The sequence below is a fragment of the Streptomyces sp. NPDC001270 genome (assembly GCF_042896695.1).
Lineage (GTDB): Bacteria > Actinomycetota > Actinomycetes > Streptomycetales > Streptomycetaceae > Streptomyces.
Genome location: NZ_JBIAXM010000025.1, coordinates 1 through 23500, shown reverse-complemented (window position 1 = coordinate 23500; position 23500 = coordinate 1). Strand labels below are relative to the sequence as shown.

Annotated in this window: 15 protein-coding genes; 11 read left to right on the top strand and 4 right to left on the bottom strand. The window is 71.8% G+C overall.

Going from position 1 to position 23500, the window contains the following annotated elements; all coding sequences use genetic code 11:
* The first annotated feature begins 317 nt into the window (after window positions 1-317).
* From hydA to ACFY2B_RS32765, 6 genes are all read left to right on the top strand, one after another.
* Entirely contained in the window at window positions 318-1721 is a 1404-nt protein-coding gene (hydA, locus tag ACFY2B_RS32790; protein WP_390766709.1) for a dihydropyrimidinase, read from the top strand.
* A gap of 11 nt (window positions 1722-1732) precedes the next feature.
* Window positions 1733-2752 carry a TIGR03842 family LLM class F420-dependent oxidoreductase gene (locus ACFY2B_RS32785; RefSeq protein ID WP_390766708.1) on the top strand — a complete coding sequence of 340 codons (1020 nt, stop codon included), beginning with the start codon at window positions 1733-1735 and terminating at the stop codon, window positions 2750-2752.
* 101 nt (window positions 2753-2853) lie between these two features.
* A complete protein-coding gene (locus tag ACFY2B_RS32780; RefSeq protein WP_390766707.1) occupies window positions 2854-4386 on the top strand; it encodes an NCS1 family nucleobase:cation symporter-1 in 1533 nt (510 codons plus the stop codon).
* A 201-nt stretch (window positions 4387-4587) separates the two neighbouring features.
* Entirely contained in the window at window positions 4588-5919 is a 1332-nt protein-coding gene (gene ccrA / locus ACFY2B_RS32775) for a crotonyl-CoA carboxylase/reductase (protein WP_390766706.1), read from the top strand.
* A gap of 1 nt (window position 5920) precedes the next feature.
* Window positions 5921-6919, top strand: coding sequence for a 3-oxoacyl-ACP synthase III family protein (locus ACFY2B_RS32770; RefSeq protein ID WP_390766705.1), 999 nt, complete (start codon window positions 5921-5923; stop codon window positions 6917-6919).
* The gene (locus ACFY2B_RS32765; protein ID WP_390766704.1) at window positions 6916-7803 is read left to right on the top strand and encodes a 3-hydroxybutyryl-CoA dehydrogenase; all 888 of its coding nucleotides are present in this window, start codon (window positions 6916-6918) and stop codon (window positions 7801-7803) included. The genes ACFY2B_RS32770 and ACFY2B_RS32765 overlap by 4 nt, the downstream gene beginning before the upstream one ends.
* 287 nt (window positions 7804-8090) lie before the next feature.
* Here ACFY2B_RS32765 and ACFY2B_RS32760 read toward each other — a convergent pair whose 3' ends face one another.
* Both ACFY2B_RS32760 and ACFY2B_RS32755 read right to left on the bottom strand, forming a co-directional pair.
* A complete protein-coding gene (locus tag ACFY2B_RS32760) occupies window positions 8091-10769 on the bottom strand; it encodes a BTAD domain-containing putative transcriptional regulator (protein WP_390766703.1) in 2679 nt (892 codons plus the stop codon).
* A gap of 230 nt (window positions 10770-10999) precedes the next feature.
* Window positions 11000-11887, bottom strand: a complete 888-nt coding sequence (locus tag ACFY2B_RS32755; RefSeq protein ID WP_390766702.1) for an ROK family protein — start codon at window positions 11885-11887, stop codon at window positions 11000-11002.
* A gap of 193 nt (window positions 11888-12080) precedes the next feature.
* Here ACFY2B_RS32755 and ACFY2B_RS32750 point away from each other — a divergent pair, with 193 nt between their 5' ends.
* Window positions 12081-13604 (top strand): FAD-binding oxidoreductase, encoded by a 1524-nt coding sequence (locus ACFY2B_RS32750; protein ID WP_390766701.1) that lies wholly within the window; start codon window positions 12081-12083, stop codon window positions 13602-13604.
* A gap of 61 nt (window positions 13605-13665) precedes the next feature.
* Here ACFY2B_RS32750 and ACFY2B_RS32745 read toward each other — a convergent pair whose 3' ends face one another.
* Complete coding sequence (locus ACFY2B_RS32745) at window positions 13666-14100, bottom strand: type II 3-dehydroquinate dehydratase (RefSeq protein WP_390766700.1); 435 nt, start codon at window positions 14098-14100, stop codon at window positions 13666-13668.
* Between the two features lie 266 nt (window positions 14101-14366).
* Here ACFY2B_RS32745 and ACFY2B_RS32740 point away from each other — a divergent pair, with 266 nt between their 5' ends.
* From ACFY2B_RS32740 to ACFY2B_RS32730, 3 genes are read left to right on the top strand one after another with little or no spacing between them, the layout of a single operon-like run.
* Window positions 14367-15533, top strand: a complete 1167-nt coding sequence (locus ACFY2B_RS32740) for a DegT/DnrJ/EryC1/StrS family aminotransferase (protein ID WP_390766699.1) — start codon at window positions 14367-14369, stop codon at window positions 15531-15533.
* The gene (locus tag ACFY2B_RS32735; protein ID WP_390766698.1) at window positions 15530-16669 is read left to right on the top strand and encodes a Gfo/Idh/MocA family protein; all 1140 of its coding nucleotides are present in this window, start codon (window positions 15530-15532) and stop codon (window positions 16667-16669) included. Before ACFY2B_RS32740 ends, ACFY2B_RS32735 begins: the two co-directional genes overlap by 4 nt.
* A gap of 38 nt (window positions 16670-16707) precedes the next feature.
* A complete protein-coding gene (locus tag ACFY2B_RS32730) occupies window positions 16708-17406 on the top strand; it encodes an HAD-IA family hydrolase (RefSeq protein WP_390766697.1) in 699 nt (232 codons plus the stop codon).
* A 93-nt stretch (window positions 17407-17499) separates the two neighbouring features.
* On the opposite strand, the gene ACFY2B_RS32725 is transcribed toward ACFY2B_RS32730, so the two are convergent.
* Window positions 17500-18351, bottom strand: coding sequence for a lantibiotic dehydratase C-terminal domain-containing protein (locus ACFY2B_RS32725; RefSeq protein ID WP_390766696.1), 852 nt, complete (start codon window positions 18349-18351; stop codon window positions 17500-17502).
* A gap of 236 nt (window positions 18352-18587) precedes the next feature.
* Here ACFY2B_RS32725 and ACFY2B_RS32720 point away from each other — a divergent pair.
* On the top strand, window positions 18588-23500 hold a 4913-nt coding region (locus ACFY2B_RS32720), incomplete at its 3' end, for a beta-ketoacyl synthase N-terminal-like domain-containing protein (RefSeq protein WP_390766695.1).

Sequence of the window (23500 nt, the reverse complement as noted above, 5' to 3'; positions counted from 1 at the left end):
GGTGCCTGCCGTTCGGCGGCCCCGGTCCCGGGTGACCGCCCGGCCGCCGGCGCGGGGTACTGCGTGTGCACTTCGACGGTCGGCGCGGGGTACCGCGGCTGCCGCCCGGCCACCGGTGCGGGGTGCCGTGCCCGCCCCGAACCGGCCGGCACAGGCCGCCGTGCCCGTCCCGCAGCCGTCCGGGCGCGGTGTCCTGCCCGCGCCGCGGTCACCGGCGCGCCGCGCCCCGCCGGCCGTCCGGCCACCCGCGCGCGTGCCGGACCCACCGCCCATGACCTGCGTTTTCCACGACCGCCGTCAACGCGAGGAGAGGGAACATGAGCAGCCGTACCGTCATCCGCGGTGGACTCGTCGTCACCGCGTCCGACGAGATCCACGCCGACGTCCTGATCGAGGACGGCCGCGTCGCCGCCCTCGCGGCCTCCGGCACCGCGGCGGCCGATGCCTTCACCGCCGACCGGACCGTCGACGCCACCGGGAAGTACGTCATCCCGGGCGGGGTCGACGGCCACACCCACATGGAGATGCCGTTCGGCGGCACCTACGCCTCGGACACCTTCGAGACCGGTACCCGGGCCGCTGCCTGGGGCGGTACGACGACCATCGTCGACTTCGCCCTCCAGAGCGTCGGCGGCTCCCTGCGCGAGGGCCTGGACGCCTGGCACGCCAAGGCGGAGGGCAACTGCGCCATCGACTACGGCTTCCACATGATCGTCTCCGATGTGCACCCGGAGACGCTGAAAGAGATGGACCTGCTGGTGGAGGAGGGCGTGACCTCCTTCAAGCAGTTCATGGCGTACCCGGGCGTCTTCTACAGCGACGACGGCCAGATCCTGCGCGCCATGCAGCGCGCCGCCGACAACGGCGGGCTGATCATGATGCACGCCGAGAACGGCATCGCGATCGACGTCCTGGTCGAGCAGGCCCTGGCCCGCGGCGAGACCGACCCCCGCTACCACGGCGAGGTCCGCAAGGCCCTGCTGGAGGCCGAGGCCACCCACCGCGCCATCCGGCTCGCCCAGGTCGCCGGGGCCCCGCTGTACGTCGTGCACGTCTCCGCCGAGGAGGCGGTGGCCGAGCTGACCAGGGCCCGCGACGCCGGCCTGAACGTCTTCGGCGAGACCTGCCCCCAGTACCTGTTCCTGTCGACCGACAACCTCGCCGAACCCGACTTCGAGGGCGCCAAGTACGTCTGCTCCACCCCGCTGCGACCGCGCGAGCACCAGGCGGCGCTGTGGCGGGGCCTGCGCGGCAACGACCTCCAGGTCGTCTCCACCGACCACTGCCCCTTCTGCTTCACCGGCCAGAAGGAGCTGGGCCGGGGCGACTTCTCCAAGATCCCCAACGGTCTGCCGGGCGTAGAAAACCGCATGGACCTGCTGCACCAGGCCGTCGTGGACGGGCACATCTCCCGCCGCCGCTGGATCGAGATCGCCTGCGCCACCCCGGCGCGGATGTTCGGCCTCTACCCGAAGAAGGGCACCATCGCGCCCGGCGCCGACGCCGACATCGTCGTCTACGACCCGCACGCCGAGCAGGTCGTCTCCGCCGCGACGCACCACATGAACGTCGACTACTCGGCCTACGAGGGCAGGCGGCTCACCGGCCGGGTCGAGACCGTGTTCTCGCGCGGCGAGGCCGTCATCACCGAGCGGGAGTACACCGGACACGCCGGGCACGGCGTCTACACCCCGCGCTCCACCTGTCAGTACCTCACCTAGGAGTGGCGCTCATGGACTTCGGACTCGTCCTGCAGACCGACCCGCCGGCCTCCCGCGTCATCAGCCTGATGCAGCGGGCCGAGAGCAACGGGTTCACCTACGGCTGGACCTTCGACTCCGCCGTGCTGTGGCAGGAACCCTTCGTGATCTACAGCCAGATCCTGTCGAACACCACGAAACTGACCGTCGGCCCGATGGTCACCAACCCCGGCACCCGCACCTGGGAGGTCACCGCCTCCACCTTCGCCACTCTCAACGACATGTTCGGCAACCGCACCGTCTGCGGCATCGGCCGCGGCGACTCGGCGATGCGGGTGGCGGGCCGCAAGCCCAACACCCTGGCCCGGATCAGCGAGGCCATGAAGGTCATCCGGGCGCTGGGCCGGGGCGAGGAGGCCGACCTCGGCGGCACCGCCGTCCGGTTCCCGTGGATCGGGCCGGGCGCCGAACTCCCCGTGTGGATGGCGGCGTACGGGCCGAAGGCCCTGAAGATGGCCGGCGAGCAGGCCGACGGGTTCATCCTGCAACTCGCCGACCTCTACCTCACCGAGTACATGGTCAAGGCCGTGAAGGACGCCGCCGTCGCCGCCGGCCGCGACCCCGCCGAGGTGACGATCTGCGTCGCCGCCCCGGCCTACGTCACCGCGGACGACTCGCCCGAGACACTCGCCCACGCGCGCGAGCAGTGCCGCTGGTTCGGCGGAATGGTCGGCAACCACGTCGCCGACCTGGTCGCCAAGTACGGCGAGCACTCGGCCCAGGTCCCCGGCGAACTCACCGACTACATCAAGGCCCGCCAGGGCTACGACTACGCCCACCACGGGCGCAGCGGCAATCCCGACACCCGGTTCGTGCCCGACGAGATCGTCGACCGGTTCTGCCTGATCGGCCCGGCCGAGGCGCACGTCGAGAAGCTGCGGGCGCTGCGGGACCTGGGCGTGGACCAGTTCGCGGTGTACGCGATGCACGACGCGCAGGAGCAGGTCGTCGACCGCTACGGGCAGGACGTCATTCCCGCGCTGAACGCATGACCGACGACCGTCCCGTCGTCGCACCAACCCGAACAGAAAGGGCAGTCGACGGCACCCGCAGGGCCACCTTCCCCCGTCCCCCTCCGTAGAACGGAGTGCCCATGACCGACACCGCTCCGCCCGCCGCCATACCCTCGGGCGCCGTCGAGCTGACCGCCGACGCCTACCCGGCCGGAAGCCGTTACGCCAACGACGACCTGCGCCCGGTCCCGCTCGCCGAACGCCGCTGGACCACCTACAACTTCGTGGCCCTGTGGATCGGCATGGCCCACTGCATCCCGTCCTGGACGCTCGCCTCGGGGCTAGTCGCCCTGGGCATGGACTGGAAGCAGGCGGTGCTGACCATCGCCCTGGCGAACGTGATCGTGCTGCTGCCGATGCTGCTGACCGGTCACGCGGGCCCGAAGTACGGCATCCCCTTCCCGGTCCTGGCCCGCGCCAGCTTCGGCGTACGGGGCGCGAACCTGCCGGCCGTCGTGCGCGCGGCGGTGGCGTGCTGCTGGTTCGGAATCCAGACGTGGATCGGCGGCCAGGGCATCTTCGTCCTGCTGGGCAAGATCTTCGGTGGCTGGGCGGACGCCGCGAAGGTCGGCGGCTACCCCTGGACGCTGTGGCTGTGCTTCGTCGTCTTCTGGCTGATCGAACTGGCCATCATCTACCGGGGGATGGACACCCTGCGCCGCTTCGAGAACTGGGCGGCGCCGTTCGTACTGGTCGGTGCGGTGGTGCTGCTGATCTGGATCGCGCACAAGGCGGGCGGCTTCGGCCCGCTGCTGCACGAACGGTCGACGCTCGGCTGGGGCGCGGGCTTCTGGAAGGTCTTCTTCCCGGGCCTGATGGGGATGATCGGTTTCTGGTCGACGCTGTCGTTGAACATTCCGGACTTCACCCGGTTCGGCAAGGGGCAGCGGGCCCAGGTGTGGGGCCAGACGCTGGGCCTGCCGACCACGATGACGCTGTTCGCGCTGATGTCGGTGCTGGTCACGGACGGTTCGCAGCAGGTGTACGGGGTGGCGATCTGGGACCCGGTGGAGCTGGCCGGCAAGACGGACAACGTCTTCGGGCTGCTGTTCGCGCTGATCACGGTCTTCGTGGCGACGATCTCCGTGAACGTCGCGGCGAACGTCGTCTCCCCCGCGTACGACCTGTCGCACCTGGCGCCCAAGCTGATCAGCTTCCGTACCGGCGCGATCATCACGGGCATCGTGGGCGTACTGGTCATGCCGTGGAAGCTGACGTCGACGCCCGAGCTGTACATCTTCACCTGGCTCGGGGTGGTCGGCGGGCTGCTCGGCACGGTCGCCGGGATCCTGATCGCCGACTACTGGATCGTGCGCCGGACCGTGCTGCACCTGGCCGACCTGTACGTCGCCGGGGGCCGGTACTGGTACGCGGCGGGATGGAACTGGCGGGCCGTCGTCGCCTTCGTGATCGGCGGGGTGCTGGCCGTCGGCGGGTCGTACTCCACCCTGGACGGGAAAGGGAAGAAGGCGGGGCCGTTCCCGGTCGACGGGATCATTCCGTTTCTCCGGCCGCTCGCCGATTACGGGTGGGCCGTCGGGCTCGGGGCCTCCCTCATCGTGTATGTCGCGCTGATGGCGGGCAAGCAGCGAGACATGACGATGCAGCGGTGAACCGAACCCTCCCGCCCCTCGGTTCGGTTTTGTTCGGCCGTTCGGAACCCCCTGATGCCGTATACCTTTTCCCGGGCATTGGAGAGCGCGGATAGGGGGCTAGTAAGGGTAGGCGGCACGTAGCGGGTCCCGTAGCGTGTTGCTGGCTCGGGCGGTGGCCTCTGATTCCGTCGGCGCGTTCTTCATGGTGGAGGGGAAGACATGGATTCTTTGGCCGAGGCGCTGTATGCGAATGCCGGCCCGGCAGAACTGGAGCGCGCGCCACTGCCCGAAGAATATCTGGCCGCCCATCTGCGCGCGGCGGATGTCGGGATGTTCGACGACGTCGCCGACAAAGACGTCCGTAAGTCGATACACGTCGACCGGGTCCCCATGCCGGACATCGCGCCGGACGAAGTCGTCGTGGCGGTGATGGCCAGCTCCATCAACTACAACACGGTGTGGTCGGCGACCTTCGAACCCGTGCCGACCTTCGACTTCCTCGAACGCAACGCCCGCCAGGGAGGGTTCGCGGCCCGTCACGACCTGCCGCACCACGTGGTGGGCTCGGACGCGGCCGGCGTCGTGGTACGGGTCGGCGCGGGCGTGCGCCGCTGGCGGGTCGGCGACCACGTCGTGGTGAGCTGCGTCCAGGCCGACGAGGAGGAGCCGGCCACCCACGCCGACGCCATGCTCGGCGCCCAGCAGCGGATCTGGGGCTTCGAGACGAACTTCGGCGGACTCGCCCACTACGCGGTGGCGCGGGCGAGTCAACTGCTCCCGAAGCCGGCCCATTTGACCTGGGAGGAGGCGGCCGGGATCCTGCTCACCGCCGCCACCTCCTACCGCATGCTGGTCAGTGACCGCGGAGCGCGCGTCAAGCAGGGCGACATCGTCCTCATCTGGGGAGCCACCGGCGGCCTCGGCGCGTTCGCCGTGCAGATGGTGAAGAACGGCGGTGGCATCCCGATCGGCGTGGTCGGCTCCGAACACCGGGCCCGGGCACTGCGCAGGCTCGGCTGCGACGTGGTCATCAACCGGAACGACATCGGTCTCGGCGACGACGTTCCGCGCACCCCCGAAAACACCATCGAACTCGGCAAACGACTGGGCCGCGAGATACGGCGGCAGGTGGGCGAGGATCCGCACATCGTCTTCGACTACATAGGCCAGGCCACATTCGGAATCTCCGTCTTCGTCGTGCGCAAGGGCGGTGCCGTGGTGACCTGTGGATCCAGCACCGGATTCAACCATCATTTCGACAACCGCTATCTCTGGATGAACCTCAAGAGAATCATCGGAAGTCACGCAGCGAATCTCCAGGAACAGGCGGAATGCATTCGCCTGTTCCAGCTCGGACATCTCATGCCGACCCTTTCCAAGGTTTATCCGTTGGCCGAGGTCGCCGAGGCGACGCGCCTGGTGCAGCAGAACCGCCACATCGGGAAAGTCGGCGTGCTGTGTCTGGCACCTCAGGAGGGTCTGGGCGTGACCGACCCCGAAATGCGCGCCCGGCTGGGTGTGCGGCGGATCAATCCGCTGCGGGAGGACTGAGATGGCGAAGGCACGCACCGGCATCCTCTCGACCGGGTCGTACGTGCCGAAGCACGAGGTCGGCAACGACGAAGTGGCCGGGCGGGTCGGCGTCACCCCGGACTGGATCGAGCGCAAGACCCAGATCCGCTCCCGGCGCTACGCCGCCCCGCACGAGGCGACCTCGGACCTGGCCGTCCGGGCGGGCGCCGCCGCCCTCGCCCAGGCAGGGCTGACCGCGGACCGGCTCGACTACATCATCGTCGCGACCTCCACCGGTGACTTCCCGCAGCCGCCCACCTCCTGCCTGGTCCAGGACGGACTGGACGCCCGTTCGGCCGCCTGCTTCGACATCAACGCCGTGTGCAGCGGCTTCGTCTACGCGCTCGCGCTCGCGGACAGCCTGGTCACCGTCCGGCCCGACGCCCTGGCCCTCGTCATCGGCGCCGACGTCTACTCCCGGATTCTCGATTTCGACGACCGCAGGACCGCCGTGCTGTTCGCCGACGGAGCCGGCGCCGCGGTCGTCGGCGCGGTACCGGCCCCGTACGGGATCGTCGGTGTCGAACTCGCCAGCCGAGGCGACGCCCACCAGCTCATCCGGGTCGAGGCCGGCGGCAGCCGCACCCCGGCGTCCGCCGAGACCGTCGCGACCGGCGGGCACTTCTTCCGGATGGACGGCCGCGGCGTCCGCGACTTCGTCGCCGACCAGGTGCCGCGGGCCCTGTCCGGACTGGCGGAACGCGTTGGCGTGCCGCTCGACCAGGTGCGGCACTTCGTCCCCCACCAGGCCAACGGGGTCATGCTGGACGACCTCGTGGTCCGCGCCGGCCTCGGCAACGCGACCACGCACCGCACCTTGCACAAATACGGGAACATGGGCAGCGCCTCCGTGCCCGTCGCCCTCGACGAGGCCAACCGGGACGGGGCGCTCCACCGGGGTGACCTCGTGCTGCTCACCGGGTTCGGGGGCGGCATGTCCATCGGAGCGTCACTGCTGACCTGGGGAGCCGCCGCATGACCGGCACGAGCAGCGACCGGCACGAGGGGACCGTCAGCCGGATCGGAGTCGTCGGCAGCGGCGTCATGGGCATGGGCATCGCCCAGTTGTGCGCCGCCGCCGGACTCGACGTCGTCGTCACCGTCTCCTCCGACGCCTCGCTGGAGTCGGGCCCCGGACGGCTGACCGCCGTACTCGACCGCGCCGTCGCCAAGGGGAAGATCAGCGAGGAGGCGCGTCAGGCGACGCTCGACCGGGTCCGGTTCACCCGCGATCTGGGCGAACTCGCCGACCGCCAGCTGGTGATCGAGGCGGTGACGGAGAACGAAGCCCTCAAACGCGAGCTGTTCACCACCCTCGACAAGATCGTGCAGAGCCCGGACGCCCTGCTCGCGTCCAACACCTCGTCCATCCCCATCGTGCGGCTGGCCCGGGCCACCGAGCGACCGGACCACGTGGTCGGGATACATTTCTTCAACCCCGCGCCGGTGCTGCCGCTGGTCGAGATCATCCCCTCGGTGCTGACGGCGGACTCGGTCGCGCGGCGAGCCACCCGGTTCGTCACCGACGTACTCGGGAAACAGCCGGTCAGCGCCCCCGACCGGGCCGGCTTCATCGTCAACGCGCTGCTGTTCCCCTACCTGCTGTCCGCCATCAGGATGGTCGACGCCGGACTGGCCACCGCCGAGGTGATCGACCAGAGCATGGTCCAGGGCTGCTCGCACCCGCTCGGCCCGCTGCGCCTCGCCGATCTGATCGGACTCGACACCACGGTCTCGATCGCCGAGGCCATGTACGAGGAGTTCAAGGAACCCCTGTACGCGCCGCCCGCCCTGCTGCTGCGGATGGTCGAGGGCGGCCTCCTCGGCCGCAAGTCCGGCCGGGGCTTCTACGCGTACGCCTGACGCGGGCCGCTCAAGGCGGTGCGCCGTCCGACGCAATGGCACTGCCCAGGCCGGGCCGTGCCGGGCCCGTCGGACGGCCGCGAGGGGACGACCTCGATCGGACGACCGCGAGGGGACGGCCGACCGCAAGGGGACGACCTTGATGATCGGACGACCCTCGATCGGACGACCGCTGGGGGACGACCTCCAGCGGACGGCCACGACCGGCGACCGTGACCGCGTCGTGGCCGGTCGCGTACTTCCCCGCGCCCTTCCGGGGCGTCCGCCGCGCGGCGGACGCGGCCCGCTCAGTACGCGCTCGCGCTGCCGTTCGGTACCCCCGTGGACCTGCGGCCCGGGCGGCCCGTGGGCCCGGCGGGACGGTGGGCCGCCACCTCGTTGAGCCAGTCGTCCGCGAGATGGCGTTTCACCGCCCTCGTGGTGCGCGGCAGCTGGGAGTACGCGACCTCACGCACCAGCAGCTGCCGGAACGCGTACTCGACCTCACCCGGGATCGCGGTCCGCCGGCGCCGGTGCAGGAAGTGCCTGCGCTCCAGGTGCGCGAGATGGCGGGCCACCTCCTCCCGGTCGCGGTCGCCGAGCGCGGCCACCGCGCCCACCCACACGGTGTCGCCGAGCACCGAGGCGTCCAGCAGCACGGCCTTCTGCACCGGCAGCAGCGTGTCGAGCCGGGCCGCTATCACCGTCTGCACCACGTCGGGCAGCGGCACCAGCTCCGTACCGATGTCCGCGCTCAGCGCCTGCACGTACTCCTTGGCGAACAGCGGGTTCCCGCCCACCCGGGCGATCAGCTCCGCGTCCGCCGTGTTGCCGAGGCTGCTCATCAGCCGTGCGATCACCTGGTCCGGCAGCGGATCCAGGGTCATGACCAGGGCGTCCCGCTTGCCGCAGGTCCACCGCGGACGCGTCTGGAGCAGCTCGGGCCGGGCCGTCGCCAGCAGCATCAGCGGCACCGGCGCCAGCTGTTCCACGAACTCCGAGACGGCGTCCATCAACTCCTCCGCCGCCAGGTGCATGTCCTCCAGGACCACCAGGAGCGGCCGCCGCGCGGCGATCTCCTCGACGAGCTGCCGCCAGGCCCGGAAGAACCGGCGGAACGCGTCCGGGGCGAGCGGATCGCCGCCCTGGCGCATCGACAGACAGGGGCGCACCGCACACAGCAGTTCGGTGCCCGCTGCGCCGTCGCCGACCAGGTCCTGCACCATCTGTTCCAGCTTGCGGTCCGCGACGCCCGGACTGTCGCCGGGCTCGATCCCCGCGTACGTCCGGATCACCGACACCAGCGGCGCCGCCGAGGTGCCTTCACCGAAGGACGAGACACGGCCGCTGAGCACGGTGGGCGCGACGCGCGGGACTCCGGGACGATGCGTGCCCGGCCCGGCCCCGCGCGTACGCAGGAACTCGGCGACGAGCCTGCTCTTGCCCAGGCCCGGTTCCCCGATCACCGTCACCAGATGCGGCCGCTGCCGGCGCAGCATGTCCCCGAGCAGCCCGCTCAGGACCTCGATCTCGCGCTCCCGGCCGAGGAACGGCGGGGCCGGCTCGGTCGGCGCACCGCGCGGCGCGGGGCTCCCCAGCCCCCAGGTGTCCCCGCCGCCGGCGCAGGCTTCGCCGACGATCCGCACCGTGCACTCGCAGACCTTCAGCTCGCCCGGCTCGGCGGAGTCCAGCAACCGCTGGCAGCGGTCGAGGACCTGGCCGGTCACCTCCGTGGGCTCGGTGTGGTTCTCGGACTCGAAGGTGACGATCATCTCGCCGGTGGAGACGGATAGCCGGCAGACGCTCGGTGCCTGGGCCACCCGGTCCCGGATCGCGAGGGCGGCGCGCACGGCACGCTCCGGATCGTTCTCGTGCAGCTGCGGTACGCCGAACAGGGCGAGCCAGGTGCCGCCCACGGCGGAGCGCAGTATCCCGCCGAACCGCTGCACCTCGCTGCGTACGACCCAGGTCAGTGCCTTGTGCAGGGCGTCCGCCTGCTCGGGGTCCTCGGGCCCCGCGAGCTGTGGGCGCTGCGCGCGCATCAGCAGCACCGACACCCGCTTGCGCTCGATCATCACGGGCATCCGGGCGACGGGTTCGAGCGTGCCGAAGTGGCCCGGGACCGACGGCGTGACGAGTCTGTGCGACGTCTTGGCGGACCGGGGCGGACCGTCCGACGGTTCGGCGGCCCGCGGATAGGAGCTGAGCAGCCGCAGGTTGGAGGGAGCGTGGGCCGACTCGTCCACGGGGTGGCCGCCGGGCAGGGCGAGTTCCGGCGCGTGGGTCAGTATGGCCCGCTCCATGTCGAGGAGTTCGGGACCCGGGTCGAGCCCGAACTCGTCGGCCAGCGCCGCCCGGGTGCGCTGGTAGGCGGCGAGCGCTTCGGGCTGCCGGCCGCACCGGTACAGCGCCAGCATCAGCTGGCCGCTCAGCCGCTCCCGGACGGGGGTGCAGGAGGAGGCGCGCTCCAGCTCGCCCACCAGGTCCCAGTGCTTGCCGAGGGCCAGCTCCGCCTCGGCGCAGTCCTCCAGGGCGGTCAGCCGCTCGTTGCGGACGACTTCCTGTTCGGGCCAGGCGATGCCCGCCTCCGTCAGGTCCGCGAGGACCGGGCCGTGCCACAGGGCGAGGGCCTTGCGCAGCGCCGTGGAGGCGGCCTGCCACTCCTCGGCCGCGAGATGCCGGCGTCCCTGGTCGGCGAGGATCTGGAACATCGACAGATCGACATGCCGTGGATTGACCGTGAGCAGATAGCCGGGCGAGCGGGTCTGGAGCGAGACGTCGGGGGCGGCGGCGAGGATCCGGCGCAGCCCGGCGACCGCGTTCTGCACCATCTTGCGACAGGTACGGGGGGCGTCGTGGCCCCAGACGGCTCGGATGATGCTGCTGGTGGCGACTACCTTGTTCGCATTGAGAAGCAGGTAGCCCAGAACGGCCCGCTGATTGAGCCCGCCCAGTTGGACAGGCCCGTCGACGCCCGTGATCTCCATCGGGCCTAGGATCTGGAACCGCACAGCAACCCCCGTCCACTCGTTCCGCAGTGGATTCAGGCGAGTAGTCGACTCGGTCCGAACCCGGATGAGTGGCCTCATTGCCGCTCCCGGTGAAGCCGAGACAATCAGACAGCACCGTACCTCTGTCAACATCCCTTCGGACCGGGGGCTTGACAGACGGCCTGAAATCGCCCCCGAGTCCGCGTGACGCCGATGCGTGCCGTCCGCTACTCCTCGCGGGCCAGCAGCAGCGCCCCGTACAGCGAGGAGAGGCCGCCCAGGGCGGCGCCTCTGATCACCGGGCGCGGTCCGCCCGGGCGGGCCAGCTCCGCCGCGCGGGCGGCCACCTCGGGGACCAGAGCGGGCAGACCGTCGGCGAACCCGCCGCCGATCACCACGAGTTCGGGGTGGGCCAGTTCCGCCAGGCTCACCACCGCCGCGGCCAGCGCCGAGCAGGTCTCGCGCAGCGCGGCCGCCGCCCAGGGCCACCGCCCCGCCACGGCCTCCCGCAGATCCGCGAATCCCACGTCCCGGCCGACGAGTCCGGCGGCCCGGCCGAGGGTGGCGGGCCCGGACGCGAGCGCCTGCAGACAACCGAGTCGTCCGCACCCGCACCTTGGCCCGAATCGATCGACCGTCATGTGACCGATTTCGCATGAGCCCGCGGCGGGCCCCGGGAACGGGCGACCGTCGTGCACGATGCCCCCGCCGATCCCGGTGCCCACCCCGAGGTAGACCACGTTCCGGCAGCCCGCCGCGTCCGCCTCGGCGAGCGCCGCGAGGTCACCGTCGTCCGCCATCCGGACCGCCGTGCCCGGGAACAACGCACCGAACGCGCCACGCAGATCGAGGCCCTGCCAGGCCGGCCGCCCCGGCCAGGCCGAGACCCGCCCCGCCTCGTTCACCGTGGCGGGCATGGCGACCCCCACCGAGGTGACCGGCCGCCGCCACCGGCAGAGCAACGCGTCCGTGTGCCGGCGCAGTTCGGCGACGTCCGCGTCGGCGGACGGCGCGCGCTGCGGCCAGCGGAAGACGGACTCCACCGGATCCTGCCCCTCCGCTTCCAGTCGCAGTGCCACCTTGGTGCCCCCGACGTCGATCCCCAGATAGCCCATGGCCCCCTCCGCCGCCCGCACAGCCGGACGGTCCGGCCTCGCGACGGCTGCAGGATAAGTCGCCCCCGAAGCCGCAGGTTTGCTGTTCACGGCAGTGTCCTCGCAGGTCAGGGGAGGCATAGGGGTTCCAGTCGGGATGTCTTGGTTCATAGCTTCGAACCGTCCTGCAGAGCGAGCAGAGAGGCAGCAACGCGTGATCACCCGACGATCAGTTCTCCAGCTGGGCGGTGCTCTGGCGGTGGCCGGCAGCATGGGCGCGGCGCCTGCGGCGGCCGGACGCAGGAGCTCCACCGCCGTGCCCTGGGACCAGCTCCGCGCCCAGCTGCAGGGCGATGTCGTCCTGCCCGCGGACAGCGGCTACGACATCGCCAAGCAACTGGCCGTCGCCGAGTACGACGCGATCCACCCGCAGGGCATCGCCTACTGCGAGACCCCCGGCGACGTGGCCACCGCCGTGCGGTTCGCCCAGGACAACGCGATACCGGCCCGCACGCGCAGCGGCGGCCACAACTTCGCCGGCTGGTCCACCGGCGAGGGCATCGTCATCGACGTGTCCCGGATCAAGCACGTCCAGGTCACCGGCTCCACCGTCCGGGTCGGCCCCGGCGCGATGTCGGTCGAGGCGCTGGCCGCGCTCAAGCCGTACAACAAGCAGATCGTCACCGGCACCTGCCCGACGGTCTGTCCCGGCGGGTTCCTGACCGGCGGCGGCATCGGGTACCAGACCGCCAAGTTCGGGCTGGGCAGCGACCGGCTGGTGTCCGCCCGTGCCGTGCTCGCCGACGGCAGCCTGGTGACCGCGTCCGCCACCCGGGAGCCCGACCTCTACTGGGCGCTGCGCGGCGGTGGCGGCGGCAACTTCGGCATCCTGGTCGACTTCGAGGTGCGGCCGATCGACCAGCCGCGCGGCGTCTACTTCGCCACGACCTGGCCCTGGGACAAGGCGAAGGACCTGCTTGAGGCATGGCAGCAGTGGAGCCTGGCCGACGCGGGCAACCTGGGTTCCTCGCTGGGCGTCCTCCTGCCCGACGCGGCTCCCGGCACCACACCGATGGTCACGCTCAACGGGGGCTACTGGGGTGCCCAGGCGGATCTTGAGGCCGGCCTCGCCGCCCTGACGTCCGCGACCGGCGCCCAGCCGCTGAGCCGGTCCGTCACGGAACTGCCGTACGACGAGGTGATGATGCACGTCTACGGCTGCGACCAGATCACCGTGAAGCAGTGCCACCGCGTCGGACAGAACGACGAGGGCACCATCCCGCGCGGCGGCGCCCTGCGCGAGCGGCACCGGCTGTTCGCCAAGCCGCTCACGGGTTCGGCCCTCGCCGCCACCCTGGCCGCCTTCGACGCCGACCGGTACGCCGGCCACACCCGCTTCCTCGGCTTCAACCACCTCGGCGGCGCCGCGACCCGGCCCGGCCGCACCGACACGGCCTTCTGGCACCGCGACACCCAGTTCCTCGTCGGCATCGGGGCCGCCCTGCCCAGCCCCGCCCCGTCCGCCGAGGAGGAGGCGGTCACCCGGACCTGGGTCGACCGCGGCTACGGCATCATCGACCCGCTGTCCACGGGCCACTCGTACATCAACTTCCCCGACGAGCGGCTGACGGACTGGCAACAGGCGTACTACGGCGGCAACTACGACCGTCTGGTCCGCGTGAAGAACGCCTACGACCCGGACAACTTCTTCAACCACCCGCAGAGCATCGGCAGCTGACGTGACCCGACGCCACGCGGCCCGGCCCCGGGAAGGGGCCGGGCCGCGCGACGCGCCGTGGTCAGGAGGGGACCTTCTCCACCAGGGCGCGGGCCGCGAGACGGTAGCCGAACGAGCCGAGACCCACGATCACCCCAGCGGCCAGCGGCGCCAGCACCGATTCGTGCCGGAACGGCTCGCGGGCCCACACGTTCGAGATGTGCACCTCCACGAACGGACGCGGATAGGCGGCCAGCGCGTCCCGCAGGCTCCAGCCCGCGATCATCAGCGCACCCGGATTCACCACGGCACCCACGGTGTCCTGACTGTCGTTCACCGCCCGGACGAGCGCGCCCTCCGAATCGTCCTGGACGGAGCGCACCTTCCAGCCGCGGGACTCGATTTCCGCGGCAACGGCCTCCTCGATATCGGCCAGCGTATCGGTTCCGTATATCTCGGGTTCCCGGCGGCCGAGAATGCCCAGGTTCGGCCCGTTCAGCAGGAGTACGCTGCTCAAGATTCACCTCGTTCGTAGAGCCGGTCGGCCCGTGTGATCGATGACGGAACGAGCCTATCCAGCGCCCTCGGAACCCTTGCACCTGATCGTTCGCATAATTCCTGGACAAGGGGGCTGTAGGGGTGAACATAGGGGAGATGACAACGCCGTTCGGTGTTCGCTAGCGTGCTGGCAGTCGTCCGGTCCCCGCAATGGCCCAATTCTGCGCGCCATGGATCCGGATGCTTCCCGGAACGGTTTTCCTCCCATGAAAAGACGGTGAATTGATGAGCGGGAATCCGCTGCAGGCCCCGGAATTCCCCGACTGGCCCCAGTACAGCGACGAGGAGCGGATCGGTCTGATCCGGGCCCTGGAGCAGGGGCAGTGGTGGCGGATGGGCGGCGGCGAAGTCGACGCCTTCGAGCGCGAGTTCGCCGACTACCACGGCTCCGCACACGCCCTGGCCGTCACCAACGGCACCCACGCACTCGAACTCGCACTCCAGGTGCTCGGTGTGGGCCCCGGCACCGAGGTCATCGTGCCGGCCTTCACCTTCATCTCCTCCTCCCAGGCCGCCCAGCGCCTCGGCGCGGTGGCCGTCCCGGTGGACGTCGACCCCGGCACCTACAACATCGACCCCGAGGCCGCGGCCGCCGCCGTCACCTCCCGGACGGCCGCCATCATGCCGGTCCACATGGCCGGGCACTTCGCCGACATGGACGCGCTGGCCAAGCTGTCCGCCGACGCCGGCGTGCCGCTCATCCAGGACGCCGCGCACGCCCACGGCGCCCAGTGGCACGGCAAGAAGGCGGGCGAACTCGGCTCGATCGCCGCGTTCAGCTTCCAGAACGGCAAGCTGATGACCGCCGGCGAGGGCGGCGCCGTGCTCTTCCCCGACGCCGAGTCCCACCAGACCGCCTTCCTGCGGCACAGCTGCGGCAGGCCGCCGACCGACCGCCACTACTTCCACCAGACCTCCGGCTCCAACTTCCGCCTCAACGAGTTCTCCGCCTCCGTACTGCGGGCCCAGCTCCGCCGCCTGGACGAACAGATCACCACCCGGGAGGCACGCTGGCCGCTGCTGGCCGACCAGCTCGCCGCCATCACGGGCGTCGTCCCGCAGAGCCGGGACGACCGCAACGACCGCATCCCGCACTACATGGCCATGTTCCGGGTGCCCGGCATCGGCGAGGAGCGCCGCAACGCCGTCGTCGACGCCCTGGTGGCCCGCGGACTGCCCGCCTTCGCGGCCTTCCGCGCCATCTACCGCACCCCCGGCTTCTGGGAGACCGGCGCACCCCAGGAGAGCGTCGAGGCCATCGCCGCCCGCTGCCCGAACTCCGAGGCCATCAGCGGCGACACCATCTGGCTGCACCACCGGACCCTGCTCGCGGACGAGGAGCAGGTGGGCCGGATAGCCGGCATCGTCGAGCACGTCCTGGCCACCACATGAGCCCCGTCCGGCCGGCTGCCACGCACTCCGGCCCGCCCCTGCGGGTGGCCGTCGTCGGCCTGGGCTGGGCCGGGCGCACCCTCTGGCTGCCCCGGCTGCGCCGTCACCCCGCCTTCGAGGTGACCGCCGTCGTGGATCCCAGCGAACCGGCCCGCGCCGAGGCACTGGCGCAGGTCCCCGGCGCCCGGTCGCTGGCCACCCTCGACGAACTGTCCGCGACGACGGTGGACCTCGCCGTCGTCGCGGTCCCCAACCACCTGCACGCCGAGGTCGCCGCCCGGCTGCTCACCGGGAACACCTCGGTCTTCGTGGAGAAACCCGTCTGCCTGGACTCCGCCGAGGCGGACCTGCTGGCCCGCGCCGAACGGTCCGCCGACGCGGTCCTGCTGTCCGGCAGCGCCGCCCGCCACCGGGCGGACGTACGGGCCCTGGGCGAACTGGCCGCCGGCCTCGGGCCCGTCCGGCACATCGACGTCTCCTGGGTCCGGGCACGTGGCGTGCCCGACGCGGGGGGCTGGTTCACCCACCGCACCCTCGCGGGCGGCGGCGCCCTGGTCGACCTGGGCTGGCACCTGCTCGACACGGCCATGCCGCTGATCGGCCCGGGAGTCGGCTTCGACCAGGTCGTGGGCACCCTCTCCGACGACTTCCTCGGCAGCGCGACCGCCGGGGCGGCGTGGCGGGGCACCCGGCCCGGGGACCCGGCCGTGGACGGCGCGGGCGACGTGGAGGACACCGCACGGGGCTTCCTCGTCGCCGCCAACGGGGTCTCGGTGGCGCTCCGCGCCAGCTGGGCCTCGCACGAGCAGTACGACGTCACCCGCATCACGGTCGAGGGCGCGGCCGGCACCGCCGCACTGCGCTGCACGTTCGGCTTCAGCCCCAACCGGGCGGGCGGCTCCCGGCTGACCCTCACCCGGGACGGCCGTACCGAGCCGGTGCCCGTACCCGACGAGCCCATCGGCGCCGAGTACCAGCGCCAACTGGACGAACTGCCCCGGATGCTGGCCGACCCGGCGGCCCGCGGCCGGGCCGCCACCGAGACCCGGCTGACCATCGGCGCGATCGAACGCCTCTACCGCTCGGCCCGACGCGCCGGCCGGCCGGCCGTGCCGGCCGGACAGGGCGCCCGTTGATTCCGCCACCCGGTGGCCGCACGGAGTGAGGAGACCTCATGGAGGACGACAACAACCCGGCCCGGCCCGGCGGCCCGCTGCTCGACGAGCGGCACGGACCCCTGGCCGTGGTGTTCGACATGGACGGCGTCCTCGTGGACAGCTTCGCGGTCATGCGCGAGGCGTTCACAGTGGCGTACGCCGAGGTGGTGGGGGACGGCCCGGCCCCCTTCGACGAGTACAACCGGCATCTGGGGCGCTACTTCCCCGACATCATGCGCATCATGGGGCTGCCCCTGGAGATGGAGGAACCGTTCGTGCGCGAGAGCTACCGGCTCGCCCACGAAGTCACCATGTTCGACGGCATACCGGACCTGCTGGCCGGCCTGCGCGCCCGCGGCATCGGACTCGCCGTCGCCACCGGCAAGAGCGGTGTGCGGGCCCGGTCGCTGCTGGACCGGCTCGGCATCCTGCCCCTGTTCGACCACGTCATCGGCGGGGACGAGGTACCGCGCGCGAAACCCGCCCCCGACATGGTCCTGCGGGCGCTCGACCTGCTGGACGTGCCGCCCGGCAACGCGCTGATGATCGGCGATGCCGTCACCGACCTGCAGAGCGCCCGCGCCGCCGGCGTGTACGCGGTCGCCGCGCTGTGGGGCGAGACCGTCGAGGCGGAACTGCTCGCCGAACAGCCGGACGCCGTGCTGCGCAGCCCGGCGGAACTGCATGCGCTGCTGCCCCGGGTACCGGTGCACTGACCCGCCGGCACCCGGCCGGGCAGCAGCGAGGGGCCCGCTCGTCGAGGACGACGAGCGGGCCCCTCGCTGCGTGCGCGTGCGGGTGCCGGCGGGTCAGACTGGTTGAGGGGTCCGGGCGAGCAGGGCGGAGACGGGCTCGGGCAGCGCCACCCCGGTGCGCAGCGCCGTCCGCAGGGCGTGCGCCGCCAGCGCCTCGTCGGCGACGTCGACCCCCAGCCGCCGATGCGTCAGATGGGCGTGGTCGAACAGCAGGTAACTCACCGGCGCCGTCGTCGTACACCCCTCGACCAGCGAGCGCACCGTGAGCGCGTAACGCTCCCAGTGCCCGGCGTACTCGGCTCCGGCCCACCGCAGCCCCGCCAGTTGCCGCAGGGCGCGTTCCAGCGCCGGCCGGCGCAGTACGGACAGCTCCGCGCGGCGCTGCGCCGGCAGCTCGTTCGACCAGTGCTGCCAGCACTGGAACAGGAACGGGACCCCTTCCTCCGGCGCGAGCAACTCGGTGAGCTGTGCCAGATGCAGAAACGGAACGCTGATACCGGAGACCGATTCCAGCGGCCCGCACGCCGAGCGGGCCCGCAGCAGACCGAGCGTCAGATCGCTGGACGCCGTGGCCAGCCGGGCGGCGAGATCCACCGTGGCGTGATCGAGATATTTCGACATGGGCGGTTCATAGTGGTCCCAGACAACCGAACGGCCGCGTTCCGCGGCGGCCCGGTCCAGATCCCTCCTGGCGTCCTGGAGAATCCCGGGCCGGGAAAACAGCCACAGCCCGAGGTGCGGACCCGGTCGGCCCTCCAGGGGTTCGAAGTACCAACGTGCGTCGGTGTCCGCGGAACGCACCTGGTCGACCAGTTCGGAAACGAGCGACGGGAATAACGCTCTCTCCGCACCCGGCGCCGAGGCGGGGTGTTCGAGAAGGCGGACGAACAACCAATTGCGCGTCATGGGCCCGAGCCTAGTGTCGGCGTCACTCTCATTCCACGCGCCCCGGACGAAAGACCACCCGCCCAGGAATTTAGGGATGCCGTAGGGGGTGGCACAGGGGTCATAGAGGCGGAATGCCGATCCAGACTCTCCAGTGGCACGCACGGCCGCGGAGGAAAGCTCCCCGTTCGGCCCGCACCGTTTTCGGCCGGGCCCCCGACACATGATGTCTGCCCGCAGACAAGGGATGTGGTGACATGCTGCGCACCGAACTCATTCGGCCACTGCCCGAGCTGCTACGCTCGCACGCCGAGACCCACGGGGACAAGGTCGCCTTCCACGACGCGCGGCGCAGCGTCACCTACGCCGAACTCGAACTGCGCACCCGCCGGATCGCCGGACACCTGGCCGACCTGCGGCTGCAACCCGGCGACCGGGCCGCCATCCTGCTCGGCAACCGGGTGGAGACGGTCGAGAGCTATCTGTCCGTCGTGCGCGCGAGCGCGGTCGGCGTACCGCTCAACCCACGGGCCACCGACGCCGAACTCGGCTACCTCCTCGACGACAGCGGCGCCCAGGTGGTCATCACCGACGAGGCGCACGCCCCGCAGCTGGCCCGGCTGGTCGCCGGCCGGCCGGGGCTGCGGGTCGTCGTCACCGCCGAGGCGGGCATACCGGACGACGCGCCACTCGGCACGGTGTCCTACGAGACCATGGCCGCCACCGAACCCCTCGCCCAGGCCCGTGACGACCTCGGCCTCGACGACATCGCGTGGACCCTCTACACGTCCGGGACCACCGGCCGCCCCAAGGGCGTGATGTCCACCCAGCGCAACTGCCTGTGGTCCGTGGCCGCCTGCTACGTCCCCATCCCCGGGCTGTCCGCCGCGGACCGGGTGGTGTGGCCGCTGCCCCTCTTCCACAGCCTGTCGCACATCGCCTGTGTCCTCGGCGTCACCGCCGTCGGCGCCACCGCCCACATCCTCGACGGCTTCGCCGCGGACGAGGTGCTGGACGCGCTGCGCGCCGACTCCGCCACGTTCCTCGCCGGCGTGCCGACCATGTACCACTATCTCGTCCAGGCCGCCCGCGAGAGCGGCTTCCAGGCACCCGCCCTGCGGATGTGCCTCGTCGGCGGCGCGATCACCACCGCCGAACTGCGCCGCTCCTTCGAGGAGTCCTTCGGCGCACCGCTGCTGGACGCCTACGGCTCCACCGAGACCTGCGGCTCCATCACCATCAACTGGCCGGTCGGCGCCCGCGTCGAAGGCTCCTGCGGGCTCCCCGTGCCCGGACTCGGCGTGCGCCTCGTCGACACCACCACCGGTCTGGACGCCGCGGCCGGGGCCGAGGGCGAGGTGTGGGTGCGCGGCCCCAGCGTCATGGCCGGCTACCACAACCAGCCCGAGGCCACCGCCGACGCCTTCCAGGACGGCTGGTACCGCACCGGCGACCTGGCCCGCCGCGACGCGGACGGCTACTTCGTCATCACCGGCAGGATCAAGGAACTCATCATCCGCGGCGGTGAGAACATCCACCCCGTCGAGGTGGAGGAGGTCCTGCGCACCGTCCCCGGCGTCGCCGACGCCGCCGTGGTCGGCAAACCGCATGACGTGCTCGGCGAGGTGCCCGTCGCCTTCCTGGTCGCCGGACCCGAGGGCCTCGACCCAGAACAGCTGCTGGCCACCTGCCGGGAACGGCTCTCGTACTACAAGGTCCCCGAGGAGCTGTACGAGATCGACCGCATCCCCCGCACCGCCTCCGGCAAGACCACCCGGCACGTCCTGCTCGACCTGCCCGCCCGGCTGCGCGCCGTCGGGGCCGGGCGCTACGAGTCGCTGTTCCGGGTCGACTGGGTCCCGCTGCCCTCCGTACCGGTACCCAGCGCCCCCGCCCCGGGACGCTGGACCCTGCTCGGCACCGACCCCTTCGCGGTCGCCGACGCGCTCCGGGCGGCCGGCCTGCCGGTCGAAGCCGGCACCGGCACCAGCACCAGCACCAGCACCAGCACCGGCACCGGTACGGACACCGACGCGGCGGAGGTCACCCTCCTGTCGTCGGACATACGGCCGTTCGCCACCGCGGGGGACGCCGACCAGGACAGCGGGCAGGCGGCGGACGCCGTACGGACCGCGGTCGACGGACTCCGGCGCGGCATCGAGGACTGGCTCGCCGCCGACCGCCGGTCCACCGACCGGCTCGTCGTGCTGACGCGCGGCGCGGTCGCCATCGGCGGCGCCGAGGAGGGCCAGGAACCGGGCGGCCTGCCCGCCTGGGGCCTGGTGCGCTCCCTCCAGGCCGAGCACCCCGACCGCCTGATCCTGGTGGACCTCGACACCGCGGACACCTCGGCCGCCGCCCTGCCGGCGGCCGTCGCCGCCGGCGAACCCCAACTCGCCGTCCGTGACGGGGTGTTCCTGCGGCCCCGGCTGATCCGGGTGACCGCCGAGGGCGAACCGCAGCCGTCCGACCCCGCGGCCTTCGCGGGCGCCACCCTGGTGACCGGCGCCGACGGAACCGCCGCCGCCACGGTCACCCGCCACCTGGTGACGGCGCACCACGCCCGCCGGCTGCTCCTGCTGAGCCCGCACGGCACCGCCGACCCCACCGCCGCGGAGCTGGCCGGTGAACTGCGGGCCGCGGGCGCCGAGGTGACCCTCGCCGCCGGCGACCCGGCCGATCCCGGCACACTCGCCGCGGCGCTCACCGCGTACGAACACCCGCTCACCGCGGTCGTGCACACGACCGGCGCCGCCCCCACGACCGACCTCGGGCGGGCCGTCGAAGGTGCCCTCAACCTGCACCACCGCACCGCCTCGGCGGCGCTGTCCGCGTTCCTCGTCCTCACCGCGTCCCACGGGCTGCTCGGCACGGCGGGACGCGGCACCGAGGCCGCCGCCGACGCCTTCCTCGACGCCCTGGTACGCCACCGGACCGCCCGTGCCCTGCCCGCGCTGTCCCTCGCGTGGGGCCCCTGGGACAGCAGCGAACTGCCCGCGCCCTCCGGCGTCGGCATGCTGCCGCCGACGGAGAGCCTGGCCATGTTCGACGCGGCGCTCGCTACCGGCGGCGCGCACCTGGCCGTACTCCACCCCGAGCCGGCGTCCCTCGGCGCCGCCGTGCCGGCCCCGCTGCTGGGCCTCATCGACGCCCAGCCCAGGTCGGCCCGGCCCGACGCCGCCGTCACCACCGACCTCGGCCGCAGGCTTGCCACCCTGTCAAGACCCGAACAGGACCGCACACTCCTGGACCTGGTGCGGGCCGCCGCGGCCGAGGTGCATCCGGACGCGACCGCGGTGACAGCCCCCGAACGGGCCTTCAGGGAACTCGGCTTCACCTCCCTGACCGCCGTTGCGCTGCGCAACCGCCTCACCGCCGAGACGGGGCTCGCCCTGCCGGCCACCCTGGCCTTTGACCACCCCACCCCCGCAGCCGTCGCCCGCCACCTGCGGGTGCGCCTGCTCGGCGGCGAGAAGACCACGGTCGCCACCCGCCCGCGCCCCCTCGCATCCGACGAGCCGATCGCGATCGTGGGGATGGCGTGCCGGCTGCCGGGGGGTGTCACCTCGCCGGAGGAGCTGTGGGAGCTGGTGGCCGAGGGGCGGGAGGGTCTGGTGGACTTCCCGGCGGATCGCGGCTGGGACCTGGACAACCTGTTCGACGCGGACCCCGACCGGACGGGCACCTCGTACGTCCGCAAGGGCGGATTCCTGGACGCCGTCGGTGACTTCGACGCCGGCCTGTTCGGGATCTCGCCGCGGGAGGCGTTGGCGATGGATCCGCAGCAGCGGTTGCTGCTGGAGGTGTCGTGGGAGGCGCTGGAGCGGGCCGGTCTGGACCCGACCTCGCTCAAGGGCCGGGATGTGGGTGTCTTCTCGGGTGTGATGTACCACGACTACGCGAGCAAGCTCGATGAGGTTCCGGAGGGGCTTGAGGGTTTTCTCGGTACGGGCAACTCGGGCAGTGTGGCCTCCGGCCGCGTGTCCTACACGCTGGGACTTGAAGGTCCCGCGGTCACGGTCGACACCGCCTGCTCCTCCTCACTCGTGGCGATGCACCTGGCCGCGCAGGCCCTGCACAACGGGGAGTGCCCCCTCGCCCTGGCCGGCGGCGTGGCCGTCATGGCCCAGCCCACCTCGTTCGTGGAGTTCTCGCGGCAGCGGGGGTTGGCGCCTGATGGGCGGTGCAAGGCGTTCGCGGACGCGGCGGACGGTACGGGGTGGGCCGAGGGTGTGGGTGTGGTGCTGTTGGAGCGGTTGTCGGATGCGCGGCGTCATGGGCGTCGGGTGCTGGCGGTGGTGCGTGGGTCGGCGGTGAATCAGGATGGTGCGTCGAACGGGTTGACGGCGCCGAATGGTCCGTCGCAGGAGCGGGTGATCCGTGCGGCGCTCGCGAGTGCGCGGTTGTCGGCGTCGGATGTCGACGCGGTGGAGGCACACGGTACGGGTACGACGTTGGGTGATCCGATCGAGGCGCAGGCGCTGCTGGCGACATACGGGCAGGAGCGGTCGGCCGAACAGCCTTTGTGGCTGGGGTCGTTGAAGTCGAACATCGGTCATGCGCAGGCGGCTGCGGGTGTGGCCGGTGTGATCAAGATGGTGGAGGCGATGCGGCGTGGGGTGTTGCCGCGGACGTTGCATGTGGATCGGCCGTCGTCGCATGTGGACTGGTCTTCGGGTGCGGTGGAGCTGCTGACGGAGGCGCGGGAGTGGCCGCAGTCGGACGGGCCGCGGCGTGCGGGTGTGTCGTCGTTCGGGGTGAGCGGCACCAACGCCCACGTCATCCTGGAACACGTCCCGGACACCGGCGGTGAGCCGGACGAACAGCCCGTCCCCGAGACCCTTCCCCTGATCGTCTCCGGCCGTGGCCGCGCCGCCCTGGCCGGCCAGGCGCAGCGGCTGGCCGCGTACGCGCGGAACACCGAAGGTCTGTCCGTGCCCGCACTCGGGAGCACGCTCATCACCGGCCGGGCACAACTCGACGACCGTGGTGTGGTGTTGGCGGGGTCGCGGGGTGAGGTGGTTTCGGGGTTTGAGGCGTTGGGTGGGGGTGTTCCGTCGTCGCAGGTGGTCGCGGGTGTGGCGGATGTGGAGGGGCGTCGGGTGTTTGTGTTTCCGGGTCAGGGGACGCAGTGGTTGGGGATGGGTGGGGAGTTGTTGGGTGTGTCGGG

Coding starts and splice junctions, on each gene's coding strand:
- hydA (WP_390766709.1), top strand. CDS start 318: ATGAGCAGCCGTACCGTCATCCGCGGTGGACTCGTCGTCACCGCGTCC.
- ACFY2B_RS32785 (WP_390766708.1), top strand. CDS start 1,733: ATGGACTTCGGACTCGTCCTGCAGACCGACCCGCCGGCCTCCCGCGTC.
- ACFY2B_RS32780 (WP_390766707.1), top strand. CDS start 2,854: ATGACCGACACCGCTCCGCCCGCCGCCATACCCTCGGGCGCCGTCGAG.
- ccrA (WP_390766706.1), top strand. CDS start 4,588: ATGGATTCTTTGGCCGAGGCGCTGTATGCGAATGCCGGCCCGGCAGAA.
- ACFY2B_RS32770 (WP_390766705.1), top strand. CDS start 5,921: ATGGCGAAGGCACGCACCGGCATCCTCTCGACCGGGTCGTACGTGCCG.
- ACFY2B_RS32765 (WP_390766704.1), top strand. CDS start 6,916: ATGACCGGCACGAGCAGCGACCGGCACGAGGGGACCGTCAGCCGGATC.
- ACFY2B_RS32760 (WP_390766703.1), bottom strand. CDS start 10,769: ATGGAGATCACGGGCGTCGACGGGCCTGTCCAACTGGGCGGGCTCAAT.
- ACFY2B_RS32755 (WP_390766702.1), bottom strand. CDS start 11,887: ATGGGCTATCTGGGGATCGACGTCGGGGGCACCAAGGTGGCACTGCGA.
- ACFY2B_RS32740 (WP_390766699.1), top strand. CDS start 14,367: ATGAGCGGGAATCCGCTGCAGGCCCCGGAATTCCCCGACTGGCCCCAG.
- ACFY2B_RS32735 (WP_390766698.1), top strand. CDS start 15,530: ATGAGCCCCGTCCGGCCGGCTGCCACGCACTCCGGCCCGCCCCTGCGG.
- ACFY2B_RS32730 (WP_390766697.1), top strand. CDS start 16,708: ATGGAGGACGACAACAACCCGGCCCGGCCCGGCGGCCCGCTGCTCGAC.
- ACFY2B_RS32725 (WP_390766696.1), bottom strand. CDS start 18,351: ATGACGCGCAATTGGTTGTTCGTCCGCCTTCTCGAACACCCCGCCTCG.